The sequence below is a fragment of the Rhodococcus sp. IEGM1339 genome (genome assembly GCF_050321925.1).
In the GTDB taxonomy this organism is placed as follows: domain Bacteria; phylum Actinomycetota; class Actinomycetes; order Mycobacteriales; family Mycobacteriaceae; genus Rhodococcus; species Rhodococcus pyridinivorans.
The window spans coordinates 103016-122214 of record NZ_JBNQFT010000012.1; the positions used below are offsets into that span (position 1 = coordinate 103016).

At 66.7% G+C, this 19199-nt stretch carries 20 protein-coding genes; 18 read left to right on the plus strand and 2 right to left on the minus strand.

The genetic code is table 11. From position 1 onward, the window contains the following. Positions 1–14 precede the first annotated feature (14 nt). The 4 genes from thrB to prfA all read left to right on the plus strand — a co-directional run bounded on the left by thrB (position 15) and on the right by prfA (position 4950). Positions 15–944 (plus strand): homoserine kinase, encoded by a 930-nt coding sequence (thrB, locus tag ACQR3U_RS13310; RefSeq protein WP_033097981.1) that lies wholly within the window; start codon positions 15–17, stop codon positions 942–944. A gap of 390 nt (positions 945–1334) precedes the next feature. Continuing rightward, positions 1335–3428 (plus strand): transcription termination factor Rho, encoded by a 2094-nt coding sequence (gene rho / locus ACQR3U_RS13315; RefSeq protein WP_372477600.1) that lies wholly within the window; start codon positions 1335–1337, stop codon positions 3426–3428. Positions 3429–3550: 122 nt separating this feature from the next. Further along, on the plus strand, positions 3551–3784 hold the full coding sequence (gene rpmE / locus ACQR3U_RS13320) for a 50S ribosomal protein L31 (RefSeq protein WP_230810617.1): 234 nt from the start codon (positions 3551–3553) through the stop codon (positions 3782–3784). An 86-nt stretch (positions 3785–3870) separates the two neighbouring features. Beyond that, entirely contained in the window at positions 3871–4950 is a 1080-nt protein-coding gene (prfA, locus tag ACQR3U_RS13325; protein ID WP_006552584.1) for a peptide chain release factor 1, read from the plus strand. Positions 4951–4977: 27 nt separating this feature from the next. On the opposite strand, the gene ACQR3U_RS13330 is transcribed toward prfA, so the two are convergent. Next, entirely contained in the window at positions 4978–5451 is a 474-nt protein-coding gene (locus tag ACQR3U_RS13330) for a hypothetical protein (protein WP_230810616.1), read from the minus strand. A gap of 184 nt (positions 5452–5635) precedes the next feature. On the opposite strand from ACQR3U_RS13330, the gene prmC reads away from it, so the two are divergent. The 13 genes from prmC to ACQR3U_RS13395 all read left to right on the plus strand — a co-directional run bounded on the left by prmC (position 5636) and on the right by ACQR3U_RS13395 (position 16874). Then, a complete protein-coding gene (gene prmC, locus ACQR3U_RS13335; protein WP_006552586.1) occupies positions 5636–6559 on the plus strand; it encodes a peptide chain release factor N(5)-glutamine methyltransferase in 924 nt (307 codons plus the stop codon). A 51-nt stretch (positions 6560–6610) separates the two neighbouring features. Next, positions 6611–7273, plus strand: a complete 663-nt coding sequence (locus ACQR3U_RS13340) for an L-threonylcarbamoyladenylate synthase (RefSeq protein WP_024103704.1) — start codon at positions 6611–6613, stop codon at positions 7271–7273. A 19-nt stretch (positions 7274–7292) separates the two neighbouring features. Next, complete coding sequence (locus tag ACQR3U_RS13345) at positions 7293–8498, plus strand: MraY family glycosyltransferase (protein WP_006552588.1); 1206 nt, start codon at positions 7293–7295, stop codon at positions 8496–8498. 11 nt (positions 8499–8509) lie between these two features. Further along, a complete protein-coding gene (locus tag ACQR3U_RS13350; protein ID WP_230810615.1) occupies positions 8510–8989 on the plus strand; it encodes a hypothetical protein in 480 nt (159 codons plus the stop codon). Between the two features lie 409 nt (positions 8990–9398). After that, positions 9399–10097 carry a F0F1 ATP synthase subunit A gene (atpB, locus tag ACQR3U_RS13355; protein ID WP_006552590.1) on the plus strand — a complete coding sequence of 233 codons (699 nt, stop codon included), beginning with the start codon at positions 9399–9401 and terminating at the stop codon, positions 10095–10097. Between the two features lie 90 nt (positions 10098–10187). Beyond that, entirely contained in the window at positions 10188–10436 is a 249-nt protein-coding gene (locus tag ACQR3U_RS13360) for an ATP synthase F0 subunit C (RefSeq protein WP_006552591.1), read from the plus strand. A gap of 13 nt (positions 10437–10449) precedes the next feature. Next, complete coding sequence (locus tag ACQR3U_RS13365) at positions 10450–11013, plus strand: F0F1 ATP synthase subunit B (RefSeq protein WP_006552592.1); 564 nt, start codon at positions 10450–10452, stop codon at positions 11011–11013. A 5-nt stretch (positions 11014–11018) separates the two neighbouring features. After that, positions 11019–11834, plus strand: coding sequence for a F0F1 ATP synthase subunit delta (locus ACQR3U_RS13370; protein WP_230810614.1), 816 nt, complete (start codon positions 11019–11021; stop codon positions 11832–11834). Positions 11835–11894: 60 nt separating this feature from the next. Further along, a complete protein-coding gene (atpA, locus tag ACQR3U_RS13375) occupies positions 11895–13538 on the plus strand; it encodes a F0F1 ATP synthase subunit alpha (protein WP_230810613.1) in 1644 nt (547 codons plus the stop codon). A 48-nt stretch (positions 13539–13586) separates the two neighbouring features. Continuing rightward, the gene (locus ACQR3U_RS13380) at positions 13587–14570 is read left to right on the plus strand and encodes a F0F1 ATP synthase subunit gamma (protein WP_006552595.1); all 984 of its coding nucleotides are present in this window, start codon (positions 13587–13589) and stop codon (positions 14568–14570) included. Positions 14571–14576: 6 nt separating this feature from the next. After that, entirely contained in the window at positions 14577–16025 is a 1449-nt protein-coding gene (atpD, locus tag ACQR3U_RS13385; RefSeq protein WP_006552596.1) for a F0F1 ATP synthase subunit beta, read from the plus strand. A 6-nt stretch (positions 16026–16031) separates the two neighbouring features. After that, positions 16032–16400 carry a F0F1 ATP synthase subunit epsilon gene (locus ACQR3U_RS13390; RefSeq protein ID WP_006552597.1) on the plus strand — a complete coding sequence of 123 codons (369 nt, stop codon included), beginning with the start codon at positions 16032–16034 and terminating at the stop codon, positions 16398–16400. Positions 16401–16475: 75 nt separating this feature from the next. Continuing rightward, complete coding sequence (locus tag ACQR3U_RS13395) at positions 16476–16874, plus strand: DUF2550 domain-containing protein (protein WP_372477599.1); 399 nt, start codon at positions 16476–16478, stop codon at positions 16872–16874. 10 nt (positions 16875–16884) lie between these two features. Here ACQR3U_RS13395 and ACQR3U_RS13400 read toward each other — a convergent pair whose 3' ends face one another. Beyond that, on the minus strand, positions 16885–17457 hold the full coding sequence (locus ACQR3U_RS13400; protein WP_230810611.1) for a cob(I)yrinic acid a,c-diamide adenosyltransferase: 573 nt from the start codon (positions 17455–17457) through the stop codon (positions 16885–16887). Positions 17458–17515: 58 nt separating this feature from the next. On the opposite strand from ACQR3U_RS13400, the gene murA reads away from it, so the two are divergent. Further along, positions 17516–18796, plus strand: a complete 1281-nt coding sequence (gene murA / locus ACQR3U_RS13405; protein WP_019288974.1) for a UDP-N-acetylglucosamine 1-carboxyvinyltransferase — start codon at positions 17516–17518, stop codon at positions 18794–18796. The last annotated feature ends 403 nt before the right edge of the window (positions 18797–19199 follow it).

Genomic DNA, 19199 nt, shown 5'->3' on the forward strand with positions numbered 1-19199 from the left:
TTGGGAATCAGGACATGACGCAGACGTTGCCCGTGGGGCTTTCGGTGACGGCACGGGTTCCCGCTTCGAGCGCGAATCTCGGTCCCGGCTTCGATTGTCTGGGTCTCGCCCTCGGTCTGTACGACGAGATCACCGTCACGACAACGGCTTCCGGGCTCGACGTGAAGGTGGAGGGGGAAGGCGCCCAGGAGGTTCCGTGGGGACCCTCCCATCTCGTGGTCCGTGCCGTCGAGCGGGGACTCGAGGCCGCCGGTGTGTGGGCGGACGGACTGGACGTCGTGTGCCACAACGTCATCCCGCACTCGCGTGGCCTGGGATCCTCCGCCTCGGCGGCGGTGGGAGGGCTGGCAGCGGCCAACGGGCTCGTCCGCAAGATCGCTCCCGAGCGCGTCCTCGACGACGAGCAGCTCGTGCAGCTCGCCTCCGAGTTCGAGGGCCATCCCGATAACGCCTCCGCGAGCGTCCTCGGTGGGGCAGTGGTGTCGTGGACCGAGGTCGAAGTCGACTCCGAACAGCGGACCTACCGCGCGGTGAGCCTGCGTGTGCACCCGGACATCAAGGCGTACGCCTTCGTCCCGTCGGTCCGTTCGTCGACGGCCCACACCCGGGGCCTGCTGCCCGAACTCGTCCCACATCGGGACGCGGCGTTCAACGTCAGCCGAGCGGCTCTCGCGGTCGTCGCGCTCACCGAGCGGCCCGAGCTGCTGATGCCGGCAACGCAGGATCTGCTCCACCAGGCCCAGCGGGCACCCGCACTCCCGCTCACCACCAAATGGGTGGCCGCACTGCGCGAGGCGGGCATCCCCGCCGTCGTCTCGGGTGCCGGGCCGACCGTGCTCGCGCTCACGACCTCCGCGCTGCCCGACGAACTGCGGGCCGCCGCCGAGGCCGACGAACTGACGGTGCTCGAACTCGAGATCGCCGAGGGCGTCCAGGTCGACTGAGTAGACGCGGAGTGCTGGGGACCGACGGATGGTGCCGGATGGAGGTCGACGGGTGGTGCAACACACACGTCCCATCCGGCACGGCGATTCTTGCTCTACGTACAGATCGTCGCTATTCTGTGGGGTGTCCGCACGTCGTGCGTATCAGTCGCCGGATTCTCCAGGGTAATCACTCCAGCTCCATCGGGGCGTCGAGCCTGGATCGATCCTCACCTGCTCCCGGATCCGGGAGGGGGACAGACCGCACCTACCGGATTTCGGTGTGGTGGCGGACGTGCCGACCGTTCGTTTTCCCTGAACTCGTACGGCAAATCCCAGCTCAGTGGACGAACTGATCTGCGGGACGAACCCTCTGCTGCGCATGAGCGAGCGAGGGAAGGAAGGATCTCCGTGACAGATACGGACCTGATCACTACACCTGCTCTCGACATTCCCGAGGCCGGTAGCCGGACGACCACGCGCGGTCGCCGCGGAGCAGGCCTTTCGGGCATGGTGCTTGCCGAGTTGCGGACTCTTGCCGCCGAGCTCGGAATCAAGGGCACCTCCGGGATGCGCAAGGGTGATCTCATCGCTGCGATCAAGGAGAAGCAGGGAGGCGGCGCCGCCGCACCTGCCGAGCAGCCGGCAGCCGAGAAGACCGCTGCCCCCGAGAAGACCGACGCGGCAGCGAAGACCGAGACGGCGGGGAAGCCCGAGACTGCCGGCAAGCCCGAGGGAGCACCCTCGCGTGGCACCCGCGGTCGCCGTGGCCGTGCCGCCACCGACGAGACCGCCGCGCCCGAGCAGAAGGCCGACGCCGCACCGGCCGAGCAGAAGGCCGACGCCGAACAGGCCGAGCAGAAGGCCGACGTGAAGCACGGTGAAGAAAGCTCGCAGGAGAAGCCGCAGGGCGGCCAGACCCCCAGTGGCGACAACGAATCCGACGGTAACCGCCGCGGCCGTGGCCGTCGCGGACGCCGCGGTGGCGACAACGCCGACCAGAACCAGCAGACCGAGGGTGCCGACGCGTCCGAGGACGGTCGCCAGGATCGCGACTCGCAGCGCGACAAGGTCCAGGATCGCGACTCGCACCGCGAGCGTGGCCAGGACCGTAACTCCGGCGACGGCTCCTCGCGCCGCGACCGTAACCAGGGCGACCGTAACCAGGGCGACCGCAACCAGGACGCCGGCGATCGCGACGGCGGTAACCAGGGTCCGCGCCAGGGCCAGGACAACCGTGGGGGAGACGACGAGGAAGGTGGCCGCGGTCGCCGGGGTCGTCGCTTCCGTGAGCGTCGTCGTGGACGCGACCGCGGCGAGAGCGGTTCGGACTCGCGCGAGCCCGAGATCCGCGAGGACGACGTCCTGCAGCCGGTCGCCGGCATCCTCGACGTCCTCGACAACTACGCGTTCGTCCGCACCTCCGGCTACCTCGCCGGCCCGAACGACGTGTACGTGTCGATGAACATGGTGCGCAAGAACGGCCTGCGCCGCGGCGACGCCATCACCGGCGCCGTGCGGGTCCCCCGTGAGGGCGAGCAAGGCAACCAGCGTCAGAAGTTCAACCCGCTGGTTCGTCTCGACACCGTCAACGGCCGCGAGGTCGACTCGGCCAAGCGCCGCCCCGAGTTCAACAAGCTCACGCCGCTGTACCCCAACCAGCGACTGCGCCTCGAGACCCAGCCGAACATCCTCACCACGCGCGTGATCGACCTGGTCATGCCGATCGGTAAGGGTCAACGTGCACTCATCGTGTCGCCGCCGAAGGCCGGTAAGACCACCGTCCTCCAGGACATCGCGAACGCGATCGCCGTCAACAACCCCGAGTGCTACCTGATGGTCGTGCTCGTCGACGAGCGTCCCGAAGAGGTCACCGACATGCAGCGTTCGGTGAAGGGTGAGGTCATCGCCTCGACCTTCGACCGGCCGCCGTCGGATCACACCTCGGTCGCCGAGCTCGCCATCGAGCGTGCGAAGCGTCTCGTGGAGATGGGCCAGGACGTCGTGGTGCTCCTCGACTCCATCACCCGTCTCGGCCGCGCGTACAACAACTCGTCGCCGGCATCCGGACGCATCCTCTCCGGTGGTGTCGACTCGACCGCGCTGTACCCGCCGAAGCGTTTCCTCGGTGCCGCCCGCAACATCGAGAACGGCGGATCGCTCACGATCATCGCCACCGCGATGGTCGAGACCGGTTCCACCGGCGACACAGTGATCTTCGAGGAGTTCAAAGGCACGGGTAACGCCGAGCTCAAGCTCGACCGGAAGATCGCCGAGCGGCGCGTGTTCCCGGCGGTCGACGTCAACCCGTCCGGTACCCGCAAGGACGAGCTGCTCATGAGCCCCGACGAGTTCGCCGTGGTGCACAAGCTCCGCCGCGTGCTTTCGGGCCTCGATTCGCACCAGGCGATCGATCTGCTCATCGACCGGCTCAAGAAGTCCAAGACGAACATCGAGTTCCTCATGAATGTGGCGAAAACCGCACCGGGGGCACTCGACGACTGACGTCGGCGCCCCGGGGAATTTCCTCCCGGGGCCCTACGTTTGGCATAATCGGCAGGCTCAGTCCGGCTCCGGTTCACGTCTTCGACCCGCGAAGGCGACCCGGCGGCCATGAAAGGGACACCATGAAGGCAGGAATCCACCCCAACTACGTGACGACGACCGTCGTCTGCGGTTGCGGTAACACGTTCGAGACGCGCAGCACCAAGGAGTCGGGACGTATCAACGTCGAAGTCTGCTCCAACTGCCACCCGTTCTACACCGGCAAGCAGAAGATCCTCGATACCGGTGGACGCGTCGCGCGCTTCGAGGCTCGCTACGGCAAGCGTGCTCCGAAGAAGGCCGCTTCCGACAACTAGCTGTCACGCCGACGCCCGGTACTGCCCTCGTGCAGGCCGGGCGTCGGCTTTTTCATGCAAGACCGAAATCAGAGCGGAGCACACTCATGGCGGGGCAGACCAAGCCGTCGGCCATCGACGACATCCTGGCCGAACACGCGGGTCTGGAGCAGCAGCTGTCCGACCCGTCGCTGCACGACGATCCTGCAGCAGCGCGTCGGGTCGGCAAGCGGTTCGCCGAACTCGCCCCCGTGATGTCGACCTACAACGCTCTGAAGCAGGCCCGCGAGGACCTCGAGGCGGCGCGCGAACTCGCCGCCGACGACGCGACTTTCGCATCCGAGGTCGACGACCTCGAGGCGCAGGTCGCCGAGCTCGACCGCTCGCTCACCGACCTGCTCGCCCCGCGCGACCCGCACGACAGCGACGACGTGGTCCTCGAGGTCAAGTCCGGTGAGGGCGGCGAGGAATCCGCCCTGTTCGCCGGCGATCTCACCCGGATGTACACGCGCTACGCCGAACGTGCCGGTTGGCGCGTCGAGGTCCTCGGTGCCACCTACTCCGATCTCGGCGGCTACAAGGACGTCACGCTGTCGATCAAGTCGCGGACCGACGTGCGCGACGGCGTGTGGTCCCGCCTGAAGTTCGAGGGCGGCGTGCACCGCGTCCAGCGTGTGCCCGTCACCGAGTCGCAGGGACGCGTGCACACCTCCGCGGCCGGCGTCTTCGTCTACCCCGAGCCCGACGAGGTCGAGCAGGTGCAGATCGACGAGAGCGACCTGCGCATCGACGTCTACCGGTCGTCCGGCAAGGGCGGTCAGGGTGTCAACACCACCGACTCTGCCGTGCGCATCACGCACCTTCCCACCGGCATCGTGGTGACCTGCCAGAACGAACGCTCGCAGCTGCAGAACAAGGCCCGCGCGATGCAGGTCCTCGCGGCGCGCCTGCAGGCAGCGGCCGAAGAAGCTGCCGAGGCCGAGGCGTCAGCGGGTCGCGCCAGCCAGGTCCGGACCGTCGACCGGTCGGAGCGCATCCGCACCTACAACTTCCCGGAGAACCGGATCACCGATCACCGCATCGGCTTCAAGTCCCACAACCTCGACGCGGTGCTCGACGGCGAACTCGACGCACTGCTCGACGCCCTGGGCGCCGCAGACAGAGAGGCCCGGCTCGCGGCGGAGTAACCGCGAACCGGGCTCGTCGCCAGCGGATCAGGCAGGAGTGTCGTCGCCCTGACCGGCCTCGCCGTCCTCGACCGCCGTCGGTGGAACGTTCGTGAGATCGACGCCCGGCAGCAGGAAGCAGCCCTCGCCGCCGGCGTTCTGATGGGCACCCCAGACTGCGCTGACGACGAGTCCGTCACCGGTCTGGAGAGCGACGGCAGGTTCCTCCTCGTCGATTGCGTCCGGAAGGACACCACCGCCCAGCTGAAGCGTCCTCAGGTTCACCCAGCTGATCTGGCCTCCTCCGCTGCCCTCCTGCTCGATCTCGTACTCGATCTGGCCGGGCTCCGCGTCTTCCTCGGCGAGAGCGGTCTCCGTGTCGACCACGCCGATACCCGCCGGGCATCCGATGGGGATCGGCTGGAAGTCGATGGGCTCGGCACTCGCGAGAGCAGGGGCCGCGAAGGCGGTTGCACCCGCAGCGGCAAGGACGGTGATTCCACGCACAGTCCGCGTCTTCATGGAGCAATCCCTTTCTGTCGATGAAACCGACCGGAAGGTATCGGTCCTCGTTCGGGTGCCCATCCCGCCGTGCCGTCAATCACGTTGTCGGAAACACCCTCGATGTCCGGTCCGGGTGTTCTGCGTGCAATGCGAGGGCTACCTCGGCGTAGTGCAGGTACGAGGTCGTGGCACGCTGTAAGGCGTGAGCCGTCAACCTCTGCGCCTGGCCATCATCGAAGCGGCATCGGTCCTCGAGGAAGCCGGAGTCCCGAGTCCCCGGGTCGACGCCGAACTTCTCGCAGCGCACCTGCTCGGCATCGAGCGCGGGCGACTCGGTCTGGTCCCGCTCGTCGAGGCGACGACCATCGACGCCTACCGCTCGATGGTCGAACAACGGGCGAAGCGGATTCCTCTGCAGTACATCACCGGCACCTCGCCGATGGGGGAGATCGACCTGGCAGTGGGGCCGGGGGTGTTCGTCCCGCGACCCGAGACGGAACTGCTGCTCGGCTGGGCGCTGGCCTTCCTCGAACGCCACGGCAGCCGCAACCCGGTCGTCCTCGACCTGTGCACCGGATCCGGCGCGCTGGCGCTGGCGATCGCGCATGCGCGTCCCGACGCCGAGGTCCACGCCGTCGAACTCGAAGCGAAGGCCCTCGCCTGGGCGCGTCGGAACGCCGAGACCCGCGCGGAGGAAGGGGACACCCCGATCCGGCTGTACCAGGGCGATGTCACCGACCGCATGCTGCTCACCAACCTCGAAGGCAGTGTCGACCTGGTGGTCGCCAACCCGCCCTACATCCCGGAAGGAGCCGACCTCGAACCCGAGGTGGTCGAACACGATCCGCACTCGGCGCTCTTCGGGGGAGCGGACGGACTGTCCGTCATCCGGCCCATGGTTTCCAACATTGCGCGGTGGCTGCGGATCGGGGGAGCGGCAGCGGTCGAGCACGACGACACGCACAGCCTGCTGGTCGCCGAACTGTTCGAGCAGCGTCGGGTGTTCGGCGACGTCGTGCGGCACCCCGACCTCGCCGGGAAGGCCCGCTTCGTGACCGCGCACCGTGTTCCCACGGCGGTGGAGGCCGACCGCATGAAGTCGGTACGGTCTGCGGCGGACGGCTGACGGGCAGGACCCGTCCGGTGCCGATTGCGGCCGAAGTGGAAGGATGAGCGCGTGAGCACCGTGTACGACTGCAACAACGAAGCTTCGCGCGCCGCCGGACTCAACGCGGCGCGCGGCGCACTCAAGGCCGGACGACTCGTCGTCGTACCCACCGACACGGTGTACGGCATCGCTGCCGACGCCTTCGACTCCGACGCCGTAACGGCGCTCCTGCGCGCGAAGGGGCGCGGCCGCGACATGCCGGTGCCGGTCCTCGTCGGCTCCTGGACGACCATCGACGGTCTCGTCGCCTCGGTGCGTCCCGAGGCGCGGGAGTTGATCCGCGCGTTCTGGCCGGGCGGACTCAGCCTCGTGGTGCACCAGGCACCGTCCCTGGCCTGGGATCTCGGCGACACCCGCGGCACCGTCATGCTCCGCATGCCGCTGCACCCCGTCATCCTGGAACTGCTGCGCGAGGTCGGTCCGCTCGCGGTCTCCAGCGCCAACGTCTCCGGTCGGCCCCCCGCCACGAACGTCACCGAGGCGCGCGAGCAACTCGGAGCCTCGGCGAGTGTCTATCTCGACGGTGGCCCGGCAGAGCACGGGGTCGCATCGACGATCGTCGACCTCACGGGTGACCGCCCACGCATCCTGCGCGAGGGTGCGGTGACGGCCGAAGCACTCGCGGAGGTGCTCGGTGATGATCCCGAGCGCCTTCGGTCCGGCGGGGAGTAGCGGCGGAGGAACGGAGCACGTGACTGCAGCCGACACCACCGCCGTACTGCTCGCCCAGGCCGGGCGCGGCGCCGGCGTTCCCATCCGGGAGCTTCTCCTCGTCCTGCTCACCGCCGCGGTGGTGACCTTCCTCGCGACCGGTGTGGTGCGGATCCTCGCGCTGAAGTTCGGAGCGGTCGCCGTTCCTCGCGACCGCGACGTGCACGTGACCCCGACCCCGCGGATGGGTGGGGTCGGCATGTACATCGGCCTCGTCGCGGGAATCGTCTTCGCTCAGCAATTGCCTGCTCTGACAAGGGGTTTCGAATTCACCCCGGATATGGGGGCGGCGCTCGCCGCGGCCTCGATCATCGTCGTCGTCGGCATCGTCGACGACCGGTGGGGACTCGACGCGCTCACCAAGTTCGTCGGCCAGGTCACCGCGGCCGGCGTGCTCGTGATCATGGGCGTGAGCTGGATCGTCATCTACGACCCGTTCAGTGCCTCGACACTCGTACTCGACCAGCTCCAGGGCGGTCTCATCACCGTCGCCGTCGCCGCGGTGACGATCAACGCGATGAACTTCGTCGACGGGCTCGACGGACTCGCGGCCGGACTGGGTCTCATCGCCGCACTCGCGATCTGCGCGTTCTCCGTGGGTCTGCTGCTCGATCAGGGCGGCGACGTCTCCGCCTACCCGCCGGCCCTCATGGCCGCGGCCCTCGCCGGCGCCTGCCTCGGCTTCCTGCCGCACAACTTCCAGCCCGCCAAGATCTTCATGGGCGACTCCGGGTCCATGCTCATCGGTCTCATGCTCGCCGCAATCTCCACAAGCGCCTCGGGCCTCATCCCGCTCAGCGCCTACGGTTCGCGCGACCTGCTCGGTCTGCTCTCGCCGCTGATCCTGGTCGGTGCCGTGATGTTCATCCCGATCCTCGACCTGCTCCTCGCGATCGTGCGGCGCACCCGGGCCGGCGTCAGCCCCTTCAGCCCCGACAAGATGCACCTCCACCACCGCCTGCTGCAGATCGGGCACTCGCACCGTCGCGTGGTGCTGCTGCTCTACCTGTGGGTCGGAATCCTGGCCTTCGGGGCTGTCGGTTCCTCGCTGCTCGACCGGCGGGCCGTGGTGTTGATCCTCGCGGGCGGTCTCGTGTTCGCCCTCGTCGTGACCGCTGTGCCGTCGCTGCGGCGGCACGACGAGTCGGGGGAGACGCCGCCGGAGCACTCCCGAGAGGTCGGTTAGGCTCGGATATCGTGACGAACCCGGATCATCCCGAACCCGACCACGGCCTGCCCTCGCTGCCCGACCCGATCGCGCCGATGCGCGCGGCCGTGCGGTACGGCGCCCTCGGTCTTCTCGCGCTCGCCGTCGTGGCGTCGGTGATCTCGGTGCTCGTCGCCGGGATGCCCGGTCTGTGGGGTGCACTCATCGGAGCGGCCGTCGGCGGAGGGTTCATCCTCTTCACCGCACTCGGCGTTCTCCTGACGTCGAAGATGCCGGCGATGACCGCCGGAGCCGTACTTCTCGGCACCTGGCTGCTGAAGCTGATCCTCGCCATCGTCGTGATGGGCTCGCTCGACTCGCTCGACTTCTACAACCGCAACGCGCTCGTCCTCACCATCGTGTTCGCCCTGGTCATCGTTCTGGGAGCCGAGACCTACGGGGTGCTCTCGCAACGTGCCCTGTACGTCGATCCCCACGCGTCGTCCGGATCCGACAACGACGATCGGTAGTAGCACCGCTTGTCCATAACCCCCCACGTAGGAACCCACCTACGCACTGTCGTAGAGCAGTTGGTAGGGTGAGTTCTACGAGAGTGACGCTGCCCGCATCGGGTTCGAAGAGGGTGCGCAGTTGTGACTTCGTAGGCGGTCGTGTTCAAATGGCCGCCGAGTCGACGAGAGTCGCCGACACCGGCAGGAAGCGGGACCGTTCACGCGGTTCGGACCACTGGCGAATACGCGAGCCGACCTGGTCGACTTCTGGATCGTCAATGTCCGATCGAACCGCAGACGGCATGCCTGCGGCCGACTACGGGAGAGAGCGCTGAGCGTCACCACCTTGGCAGCCGGAGAATTCCACGCGCCGTCACTAGCTGATTTTTTCCCACCGGCAGTCCTGTTCGAAGGAACCCCCTTCGAGATGGACCGGTTGATGCTCATCCGCGTCGCCGTCGCCCTGATCGTCGCGCTGTTCTTCTTCTTCGCGTTGCGGAGTCCGAAGATCGTGCCGCGGGGCGTGCAGAACGTCGCCGAGATCATGCTCGACTTCGTCCGGATCCACATCGCCGAGGACATCCTCGGTAAGGAACAGGGACGCCGGTTCCTCCCGGTGATCGTCACCATCTTCTTCCTGGTGGTCGGTCTGAACCTGACATCGGTCATCCCGTTCCTCAACATCTCGTCCAACGCACGAATCGGTATGCCGATCGTGCTCGCGGCACTCGCCTACATCGTCTTCAACTATGTGGGCATCAAGAAGTACGGATTCTTCCGCTACGTCAAGAGCAGCATCGTCATCCCGAACCTGCCGCCCGCTCTCCACGTGCTGGTGATCCCGATCGAGTTCGTCTCGACGTTCATTCTGCGGCCGTTCACGCTGACCATTCGTCTCATGGCCAACATGCTGGCCGGTCACATCATGCTCGTGCTGTTCTTCAGTGCCACGCAGTTCTTCTTCTTCGATTCCGACGGCTTCATGAAGGTGTTCGGCATCGGTTCTCTCATCGGCGGAATCGCGTTCACCTTCTTCGAGCTCCTGGTGATCGTCCTGCAGGCCTACATCTTCGCGCTGCTCACCGCGGTGTACATCGACCTGGCCCTGCACGCCGAAGAGCACTAGCTCGACGAACGGCACGACCCACATCTACACAAAGACTGACTCGGTTGCCGACTCCCGGGGCCGAGCCACAAGAAAGGGAATGGAACACCAATGAGCGTTGCGCTTCAGGCAGCAGACGTCCTCGCCCAGGAGACCACGATCTCGGGTGCAGGCGCCATCGGCTACGGCCTCGCCGCCATCGGCCCCGGCATCGGCATCGGCATCGTCGTCGGCAAGGCGATCGAGGGCATGGCTCGTCAGCCCGAGATGGCCGGCCAGCTGCGCACCACGATGTTCCTCGGTATCGCCTTCACCGAGGCCCTCGCGCTGATCGGCATCGTCGCCGGCTTCATCTTCTGATCCGACGATCACAATGGCTGACAGCATCCTGATCCTCGCGGCAGAGGAAGGGGAGACTCCCAATCCCCTTCTCCCCGCGACATACGACATCGTCTGGTCGCTGGTCGCCCTGATCCTCGTCGGATTCGTCTTCTGGAAGTTCGTGCTTCCGATGTTCCAGAAGGTGCTCGACGAGCGTTCGGAGCTGATCGAAGGCGGCATCAAGAAGGCAGAGGAAGCTCAGGCGGAGGCTGCGGCCGCGCTCGAGCAGTACCGTAGCCAGCTCGCCGAGGCTCGCACCGAGGCGGCGCAGATCCGTGAAGAGGCCCGTGCACAGGGCCAGCAGATCATCGCCGACATGAAGGCGCAGGCCCAAGAGGAGAGCGACCGTATCGTCGCCGCCGGTCACAACCAGCTGCAGGCCCAGCGCCAGCAGATCGTGGCCGAGCTGCGTAGCGATCTCGGACGCAGCTCCGTGGATCTCGCCGAGAAGATCCTCGGCGAAGCGCTCGCGGACGACGTGAAGCGTGCCGGCTCGATCGATCGGTTCCTCGACGAACTCGACTCCCTCAGCGCTGACTCTGCATCCGGAAAGTGAGCACCATGTACGCAGCAAGCCGTGAGGCACTCGCTCATACGCGTTCCGCGTTGCAGTCCGCCCTGGGCTCGGGTGCCGCGACTGCCGCTGCGGCTCAGGCCGGTTCCGAACTCTTCTCGGTGGTCGAGGCGCTCGACAGCCAGCGCGCCCTCCGGACCGCGCTGGCCGACGCCTCGGCCCCGGCTGCCGTTCGCGAGCGGCTGGCCGAGCAGGTCTTCGGCGGCAAGGTTTCGGCCCAGACCCTCGCGACCGTCAAGGCCGCAGCGGGGCAGGACTGGTCGGCACAGTCCGACCTGACCGACTCGCTCGTCCAGCTCGGCCGTGAGGCACTGCTGAAGGCCGCAGCGGACCAGGACCAGCTCGACACCGTCGAGGACGAACTGTTCCGCCTCGGTCGCATCGTGGCAGGCGACCCGGAGCTCGAGCAGACGCTCTCGGATCGCAGCACCCCGGCTTCGGCCAAGCGTGATCTGCTGGCGCGCCTGCTGTACGGCAAGGTCACCGCAGTCACCGAGGCGCTGGCGGTCCACGCGGTCGGTCGGCTGAGCAAGTCGCCGGCCGAGACGTTCGACGAGTTGTCGGCGCTCGCCGCGGCCCAGCGGGACCGTGCCGTCGCGCACGTCCGCAGCGCGGCACCGCTCGATGCGAAGCAGGAGGAGCGGCTCACCGCGACCCTGACCCGCATCTACGGGAAGCCTGTGACGGTTCACGTCGAGGTCGATCCCGAGCTTCTCAGTGGATTGGTCGTCCGGGTGGGCGACGAGGTCATCGACGGTAGTGCCGCGGGTCGACTCGCTGCAGTGCGCAAGAGCCTCACGTAGTCCACTACCGAACACACACATAGATCTTTTCGAAGACCAGATACCGAGAGCAGGAAGAACATGGCGGAGCTGACGATCTCCTCCGACGAGATCCGTAGCGCGATTGACAATTTCACCGCGAGCTACTCCCCGGAGGCCTCCCGCGAGGAGGTCGGCGTGGTCGTCGACACCAGTGACGGCATCGCGCACATCAGCGGTCTGCCGTCGGCGATGGCCAACGAGCTGCTGGAGTTCCCCGGTGGCGTCCTCGGCGTGGCCCTCAACCTCGAGGCCACCGAGATCGGTGCCGTTATCCTGGGCGACTTCCAGACCATCGAGCAAGGCCAGGAAGTCAAGCGGACCGGCGACGTTCTGTCGGTGCCGGTGAGCGACAACTTCCTCGGTCGCGTCGTGAACCCGCTCGGTCAGCCGATCGACGGCCTCGGCGACATCGAAGCCGATGAGACCCGCGCCCTCGAGCTGCAGGCCGCGACCGTGCTGGAGCGCCAGCCGGTCGAGGAGCCGCTGCAGACCGGCATCAAGGCCATCGACGCGATGACCCCGATCGGCCGTGGCCAGCGTCAGCTCGTGATCGGCGACCGCAAGACGGGCAAGACCGCCGTCTGCATCGACGCGATCCTGAATCAGAAGGCGAACTGGGAGACCGGCGACCCGAAACAGCAGGTCCGCTGCATCTACGTCGCGATCGGCCAGAAGGGCTCGACCATCGCGGGTGTCAAGCAGGCACTCGAGGAGAACGGCGCGATGGAGTACACCACCATCGTCGCGGCTCCGGCCTCCGACTCCGCCGGCTTCAAGTGGCTCGCCCCCTACACCGGTTCGGCCCTCGGCCAGCACTGGATGTACCAGGGCAAGCACGTCCTCATCGTGTTCGACGACCTGACCAAGCAGGCCGAGGCCTACCGCGCCATCTCGCTGCTGCTGCGTCGTCCGCCGGGCCGCGAGGCATACCCCGGCGACGTCTTCTACCTGCACTCGCGTCTGCTGGAGCGCTCCGCCAAGCTCTCCGACGAGCTCGGTGGCGGCTCGCTGACGGCCCTGCCGATCATCGAGACCAAGGCGAACGACGTGTCGGCCTACATCCCGACCAACGTCATCTCCATCACCGACGGCCAGGTCTTCCTCGAGTCCGACCTGTTCAACAAGGGTGTCCGCCCCGCCATCAACGTCGGTATCTCGGTTTCCCGAGTCGGTGGCGCCGCCCAGACCAAGGGCATGAAGAAGGTCTCCGGTTCGCTGCGTCTCGAGCTCGCGCAGTTCCGTGAGCTCGAAGGCTTCGCCGCCTTCGCCTCCGACCTCGACGCCGCGTCGAAGGCTCAGCTCGAGCGCGGTCAGCGTCTCGTCGAGCTCCTCAAGCAGGACCAGTACGCGCCCATCGCAGTCGAGGACCAGATCGTGTCGATCTACCTCGCCGGCGAAGGTGTCTTCGACTCGGTTCCGGTCGAGGACGTGCGTCGCTTCGAGACCGAGCTCCTCGAGGATCTGCACCGCAACGCCGCAGGCGTCTACGAGCAGATCGCCGGTGGCAAGGCCCTGTCCGACGAGTCGATCGAGGCCCTCCGCGCCGCGACCGCCAAGTTCAAGGAGGGCTTCATCGCCTCCGACGGCAGCCGTGTCGTGAACGAGGCAGAGGCCGAGGCCCTCGGTGCCGACGAGATCCAGCAGGAGCAGGTCTCCGTCAAGCGCACCACCGTTCGCAAGTGAGCGGGGAGTCCATGACCCAGCGTCCAGTGAAGGGAGTGTGATCGACGAATGGCGAACTTGCGCGAACTGCGCTCGCGGATCAAGTCGGTCAACTCGACCAAGAAGATCACCAAGGCGCAGGAACTGATCGCGACGTCGCGTATCACGAAGGCCCAGGCCCGAGTGGCAGCGTCCAAGCCGTACGCCGAGGAGATCACCAAGGTGCTCTCCGAGCTGGCGAGTGCGTCGGCCTCGTTGGATCACCCCCTGCTCAACGAGCGCGAGAACCCCAAGCGTGCCGCAGTGCTGGTCGTGACCAGCGACCGCGGTATGGCCGGCGGTTACAACTCCAACGTCCTCAAGGAAGCCGAGGAGCTGCGTCAGCTGCTCCTCAGCGAGGGCAAGGAGCCTGTGCTGTACGTGATGGGCGGTAAGGGCCTCGGCTACTACACGTTCCGTGAGCGTGAAGTGGCCGCTGCCTGGACGGGCTTCTCGCAGGACCCCCGTTACACGGACGCCGCGAAGGCGAGCCGTCACCTGGTCGAGCTGTTCATGGCGGGTTCGGGCACCGAGGTGCCCGCACCGAACGGCGAGGGCACCATCGAGGGCGTCGACGAACTGCACATCGTCTACACCCGCTTCGTGTCGATGCTGACCCAGACCCCCCAGGTTCGCAGAATGGCTCCGCTCGAAGTGAGCATCACCGAGGACGAGATCGACCTCGGCGAGGACATGCTCACCGACGGACGCCGCGCCACGGACAACGAGGGACCGCAGGCCGTGTACAACTTCGAGCCGGAGGCCGGAGTTCTGCTCGAGGCTCTCCTGCCGAAGTACATCAGCACGCGCATCTACGCGTCGCTGCTGGACGCGGCGGCCTCCGAGTCGGCAGCCCGTCGTACCGCCATGAAGGCCGCGACGGACAATGCCACGGAATTGGTGAACACCCTCAGCCGTCAGGCGAACCAGGCCCGGCAGGCCCAGATCACCCAGGAAATCAGCGAGATCGTCGGCGGTGCCGGTGCGCTCGCCTCGAGTGCAGGAAGTGACTGAACCACAATGACCGCAGCAGTAACCGACAACAACGCCGGTGCGGCGTCGGCCCTTGCCGGGCGCGTCGTCCGCGTCATCGGCGCCGTCGTCGACGTGGAATTCCCGCGTGGCGCCGTGCCCGAGCTGTTCAACGCCCTGCACGCAGAGGTCACTCTGCCGTCCGTGGCGAAGACCCTGACCCTCGAAGTCGCGCAGCACCTGGGTGACAACCTGGTCCGCACGATCTCGATGCAGCCCACCGACGGCCTGGTGCGTGGCGCCCCCGTCAACGACACCGGCAAGCCGATCTCGGTTCCCGTCGGCGACGTCGTCAAGGGCCACGTGTTCAACGCGCTGGGCGACTGCCTCGACGCGCCGGGCACCGGACGCGACGGCGAGCAGTGGGGCATCCACCGCAAGCCCCCGGCCTTCGACCAGCTCGAGGGCAAGACCGAGATCCTCGAGACCGGCATCAAGGTCATCGACCTGCTGACCCCGTACGTGAAGGGCGGCAAGATCGGTCTGTTCGGTGGTGCCGGTGTCGGCAAGACCGTTCTGATCCAGGAGATGATCACCCGTATCGCGCGTGAGTTCTCCGGTACGTCGGTGTTCGCCGGCGTCGGTGAGCGCACCCGTGAGGGCACCGACCTCCACCTCGAGATGGAAGAGATGGGCGTCCTCCAGGACACCGCCCTCGTCTTCGGCCAGATGGACGAGCCGCCGGGCACGCGTATGCGCGTCGCCCTGTCGGCCCTGACGATGGCGGAGTACTTCCGCGACGTCCAGGGACAGGACGTGCTCCTGTTCATCGACAACATCTTCCGCTTCACGCAGGCCGGCTCGGAGGTTTCGACCCTCCTCGGCCGTATGCCGTCGGCCGTGGGTTACCAGCCCACGCTCGCGGACGAGATGGGTGAGCTCCAGGAGCGCATCACCTCGACGCGTGGCCGCTCGATCACCTCGCTGCAGGCGATCTACGTGCCCGCCGACGACTACACCGACCCCGCGCCGGCCACGACGTTCGCTCACCTCGATGCGACCACCGAGCTCTCGCGTCCGATCTCGCAGATGGGTATCTACCCCGCTGTGGACCCGCTGACATCGACCTCGCGAATCCTCGAGCCGGGCATCGTCGGTGCCGACCACTTCCGGGTGGCCAACGAGGTCAAGCGCATCCTGCAGAAGTACAAGGAACTGCAGGACATCATCGCCATCCTCGGTATGGACGAGCTCTCCGAAGAAGACAAGGTCACGGTCGCCCGTGCCCGTCGTCTCCAGAAGTTCCTCGGCCAGAACTTCATCGTCGCCGAGAAGTTCACGGGTCAGCCGGGTTCGGTCGTGCCGCTCGCCGACACCATCGAGGCCTTCGACCGCGTGTGCAAGGGCGAGTTCGACCACCTGCCCGAGCAGGCGTTCAACAGCTGCGGTGGACTCGACGACGTCGAGGCTGCAGCCAAGAAGATCGCCGGAAAGTAGGCCACCGTGGCTGAGATGAGCGTGGACATCGTTGCCGTCGAGGAGCGTGTGTGGTCCGGATCGGCGACTCTCGTCACCGCCCAGACCACCGAGGGCGAGATCGGCATCATGCCCGGTCACGAGCCCGTGCTCGGCCAACTCGTCGAGGGTGGCGTCGTGTCCGTCAGGACCGCGGACGGTGAGCGGATCGTCATGGCCGTCCATGGCGGATTCCTCTCGGTGACTGCGACGACGGTGACGGTGCTCGCCGAAGCCGCCGACCGCGTGGAGGACATCGACGTCGAGGCAGCCAAGTCGACTCTGAACGATGCAGATCGTGACGAGTCGGAGATCGCAGCGGCCCGCGGCCGCCTGCGGGCTGTCGAACGAGCCTGATCGTCGAACAACGAGAAGCCGCGACGGAGCCGACGAGCAGTGTCACCTGGATTTCTGATTCTCAGTATCCTTGTGGTGCTGCTCGCGGTCTCCGTCGCGGCTTTGTTGTACCGCCTCTTTGCCCTGCGCGGCGGGGGTACCGCCGCCATTCTGCGAGTGATGCCTCAGAACGAGGGTTCCGGCTGGAGGCACGGAATCGTTCGGTACGGCGACGAGACACTCGCGTTCTACAAGCTTTCGAGCCTTCGGCCCGGACCCGACGTACGACTGACCCGTCAGGGCATCGATGTGCGTTCGCGACGGAAGCCGGAAGGCAATGAATTCGACATCATGACCGAGGACATCGTGATCCTCGATGTGATCGACCGCGACGACTCGTACGAGATCGCGCTCGACAGCGGCGCTTTGATGGCCTTCATGTCCTGGGTCGAATCCAGGCCCGACGGCCGGTCGCAGCGCCGCCGCCCCCTCTAGAGGGACTTCCTCACGCGCCCGTTCCCGGCTTCCACAGCACGTCGCCGTCCGGGTTCGCGATCCGGCCCAGGATGAACAGCAGATCCGAGAGCCGGTTCAGGTACTTCGCGGGCAGGACGTTCGTGTCGTCGGGAGCCGCGTCCACCGCCGCCCACGCCGACCGTTCCGCACGTCGTGCCACCGTCCTGGCGGTGTGCAACAGAGCCGCCCCCGGCGTGCCGCCCGGAAGAATGAACGAGTTGAGCGGTTCCAGCTCCTCGTTGAATTCGTCGCACCAGCCCTCGAGCCGGTCGATGTACAGCTGGGTGATCCGCAGCGGCGGGTACTTCGGGTTCTCGACCACGGGCGTCGACAGATCCGCGCCGGCATCGAAGAGATCGTTCTGAATCTGTCGGAGTACCGGGACGAGCCGTTCCGGGAGCGCTCCCAGTGCGAGGGCCACACCGATCGCCGCGTTGGTCTCGTCGCAATCGGCGTAGGCGACCAGACGAGGATCGTTCTTCGAGACGCGCGAGAAGTCGCTGAGCCCCGTTGTTCCGTCGTCTCCGGTGCGCGTATAGATCCGTGTCAGGTGGACTGCCATGCGCGTCACGGTACCGGCTCTGCTCTTCCCGCGGACACGCCCGTTACGCTGTGTCGTTGTGAGTGAACGCTTTCTTGTCACAGGTGGGAACCGCCTTTCCGGCGACGTCGTCGTCGGGGGTGCCAAGAACAGCGTCCTCAAGTTGATGGCTGCGGCGCTGCTCGCCGAGGGCACCACCACGATCACCAACTGCCCCGACATCCTCGACGTGCCCCTGATGGCCGACGTCCTGCGTGGACTCGGCTGCGAGGTCGAACTCGAAGGCGACGCCGTACGCATCACGACGCCTGCCGAACCCGAGTACCGCGCAGACTTCGCGGCAGTGCGGCAGTTCCGGGCGTCGGTCTGCGTACTCGGCCCGCTGGTTGCACGCTGCCGCAAGGCGATCGTGGCGCTGCCCGGCGGCGACGCCATCGGCTCCCGTCCGCTCGACATGCACCAGGCGGGTCTGCGACTGCTCGGCGCCCATTCGTCGATCGAGCACGGATGCGTCGTCGCGGAAGCGGACGATCTGCACGGTGCCACCATCCGTCTGGCGTTCCCTTCGGTGGGAGCGACAGAGAACATCCTCATGGCCGCGGTCCTCGCCAAGGGGGACACGACCATCGACAACGCGGCCCGCGAACCCGAGATCGTCGACCTGTGCAACATGCTCGTCCGCATGGGGGCACGGATCACCGGTGCGGGCAGTACGACGCTGCGGGTCTCGGGAGTCTCGTCCCTCCGTCCCACCGAGCACCGGTGCATCGGCGACCGGATCGTTGCGGCGACGTGGGGGATCGCAGCTGTGATGACGCGGGGCGATATCGCCGTCCGTGGCGTCAATCCGAAGCATCTCGCGTTGGTGCTGGACAAGTTGCGCAGTGCCGGCGCCGAAGTCATGCCGTTGGCAGACGGATTCCACGTCGTGCAGAAGGAGCGGCCCCGTGCCGTCAACTTCGCGACGCTGCCGTATCCGGGATTCCCCACCGACCTGCAGCCCATGGCCATCGGTCTCGCCGCCATCGCCGACGGGACGTCGATGATCACCGAGAACGTCTTCGAAGCACGGTTCCGGTTCGTCGAGGAGATGGTGCGTCTCGGAGCGGACGCCCGCACCGACGGCCACCACGCGGTCGTGCGGGGAGTGGAGCAGTTGTCGAGTGCTCCCGTGTGGGCATCGGACATTCGTGCGGGCGCAGGTCTGGTGCTCGCCGGCCTGTGTGCGGACGGGGTCACGGAAGTGCACGACGTCTACCACATCGACCGTGGTTATCCGCGGTTCGTCGAGATCCTCCAGGAGCTCGGCGGAACCATCGAGCGGGTGGGTGTCGAGGAAGGCCGACTCCTGTCTCACTAGGGAGGAAACCCTGTTCGGGCCCTGTGTCCGGCGTCACCGGAAGCAATTTCGGTCCGGTCGGCGCCTCTCGGAGATATTCACCTGGGCTTTTCTCGAGGGCTACCCCCTCTGACCAGGCGATTTGGCAGGGAGTTGATCCTCGCGTAACTTATTCCAGGTCAGAGCGACACGGACACCGACCCGGGCCGGGAGGAACGGGACAACGAGGTTGGACGAAGGCGCCTGAACTTGGTTACGAGCCCCCGATTCTTCTGGTAAGGTCGGTGGCCCCGGAGGTCGAAGAGACCTCCTGATGGACAATCAACCCGGAGTGAACGAACCGGAAGGTTCGGGAGCGATGGTGTGTGCGTGTTCTTTGAGAACTCAACAGTGTGCCGATGAATGTCAGTGCCAAATATTTTTG

Excerpts from the sequence above, each read along its gene's own strand:
- ACQR3U_RS13380 (WP_006552595.1), top strand. The coding sequence starts at position 13,587 with ATGGCGAACTTGCGCGAACTGCGCTCGCGGATCAAGTCGGTCAACTCG.
- ACQR3U_RS13400 (WP_230810611.1), bottom strand. The coding sequence starts at position 17,457 with ATGGCAGTCCACCTGACACGGATCTATACGCGCACCGGAGACGACGGA.
- ACQR3U_RS13360 (WP_006552591.1), top strand. The coding sequence starts at position 10,188 with ATGAGCGTTGCGCTTCAGGCAGCAGACGTCCTCGCCCAGGAGACCACG.
- rpmE (WP_230810617.1), top strand. The coding sequence starts at position 3,551 with ATGAAGGCAGGAATCCACCCCAACTACGTGACGACGACCGTCGTCTGC.
- ACQR3U_RS13365 (WP_006552592.1), top strand. The coding sequence starts at position 10,450 with ATGGCTGACAGCATCCTGATCCTCGCGGCAGAGGAAGGGGAGACTCCC.
- prfA (WP_006552584.1), top strand. The coding sequence starts at position 3,871 with ATGGCGGGGCAGACCAAGCCGTCGGCCATCGACGACATCCTGGCCGAA.
- ACQR3U_RS13330 (WP_230810616.1), bottom strand. The coding sequence starts at position 5,451 with ATGAAGACGCGGACTGTGCGTGGAATCACCGTCCTTGCCGCTGCGGGT.
- atpB (WP_006552590.1), top strand. The coding sequence starts at position 9,399 with ATGGACCGGTTGATGCTCATCCGCGTCGCCGTCGCCCTGATCGTCGCG.
- atpD (WP_006552596.1), top strand. The coding sequence starts at position 14,577 with ATGACCGCAGCAGTAACCGACAACAACGCCGGTGCGGCGTCGGCCCTT.
- atpA (WP_230810613.1), top strand. The coding sequence starts at position 11,895 with ATGGCGGAGCTGACGATCTCCTCCGACGAGATCCGTAGCGCGATTGAC.
- thrB (WP_033097981.1), top strand. The coding sequence starts at position 15 with ATGACGCAGACGTTGCCCGTGGGGCTTTCGGTGACGGCACGGGTTCCC.
- ACQR3U_RS13370 (WP_230810614.1), top strand. The coding sequence starts at position 11,019 with ATGTACGCAGCAAGCCGTGAGGCACTCGCTCATACGCGTTCCGCGTTG.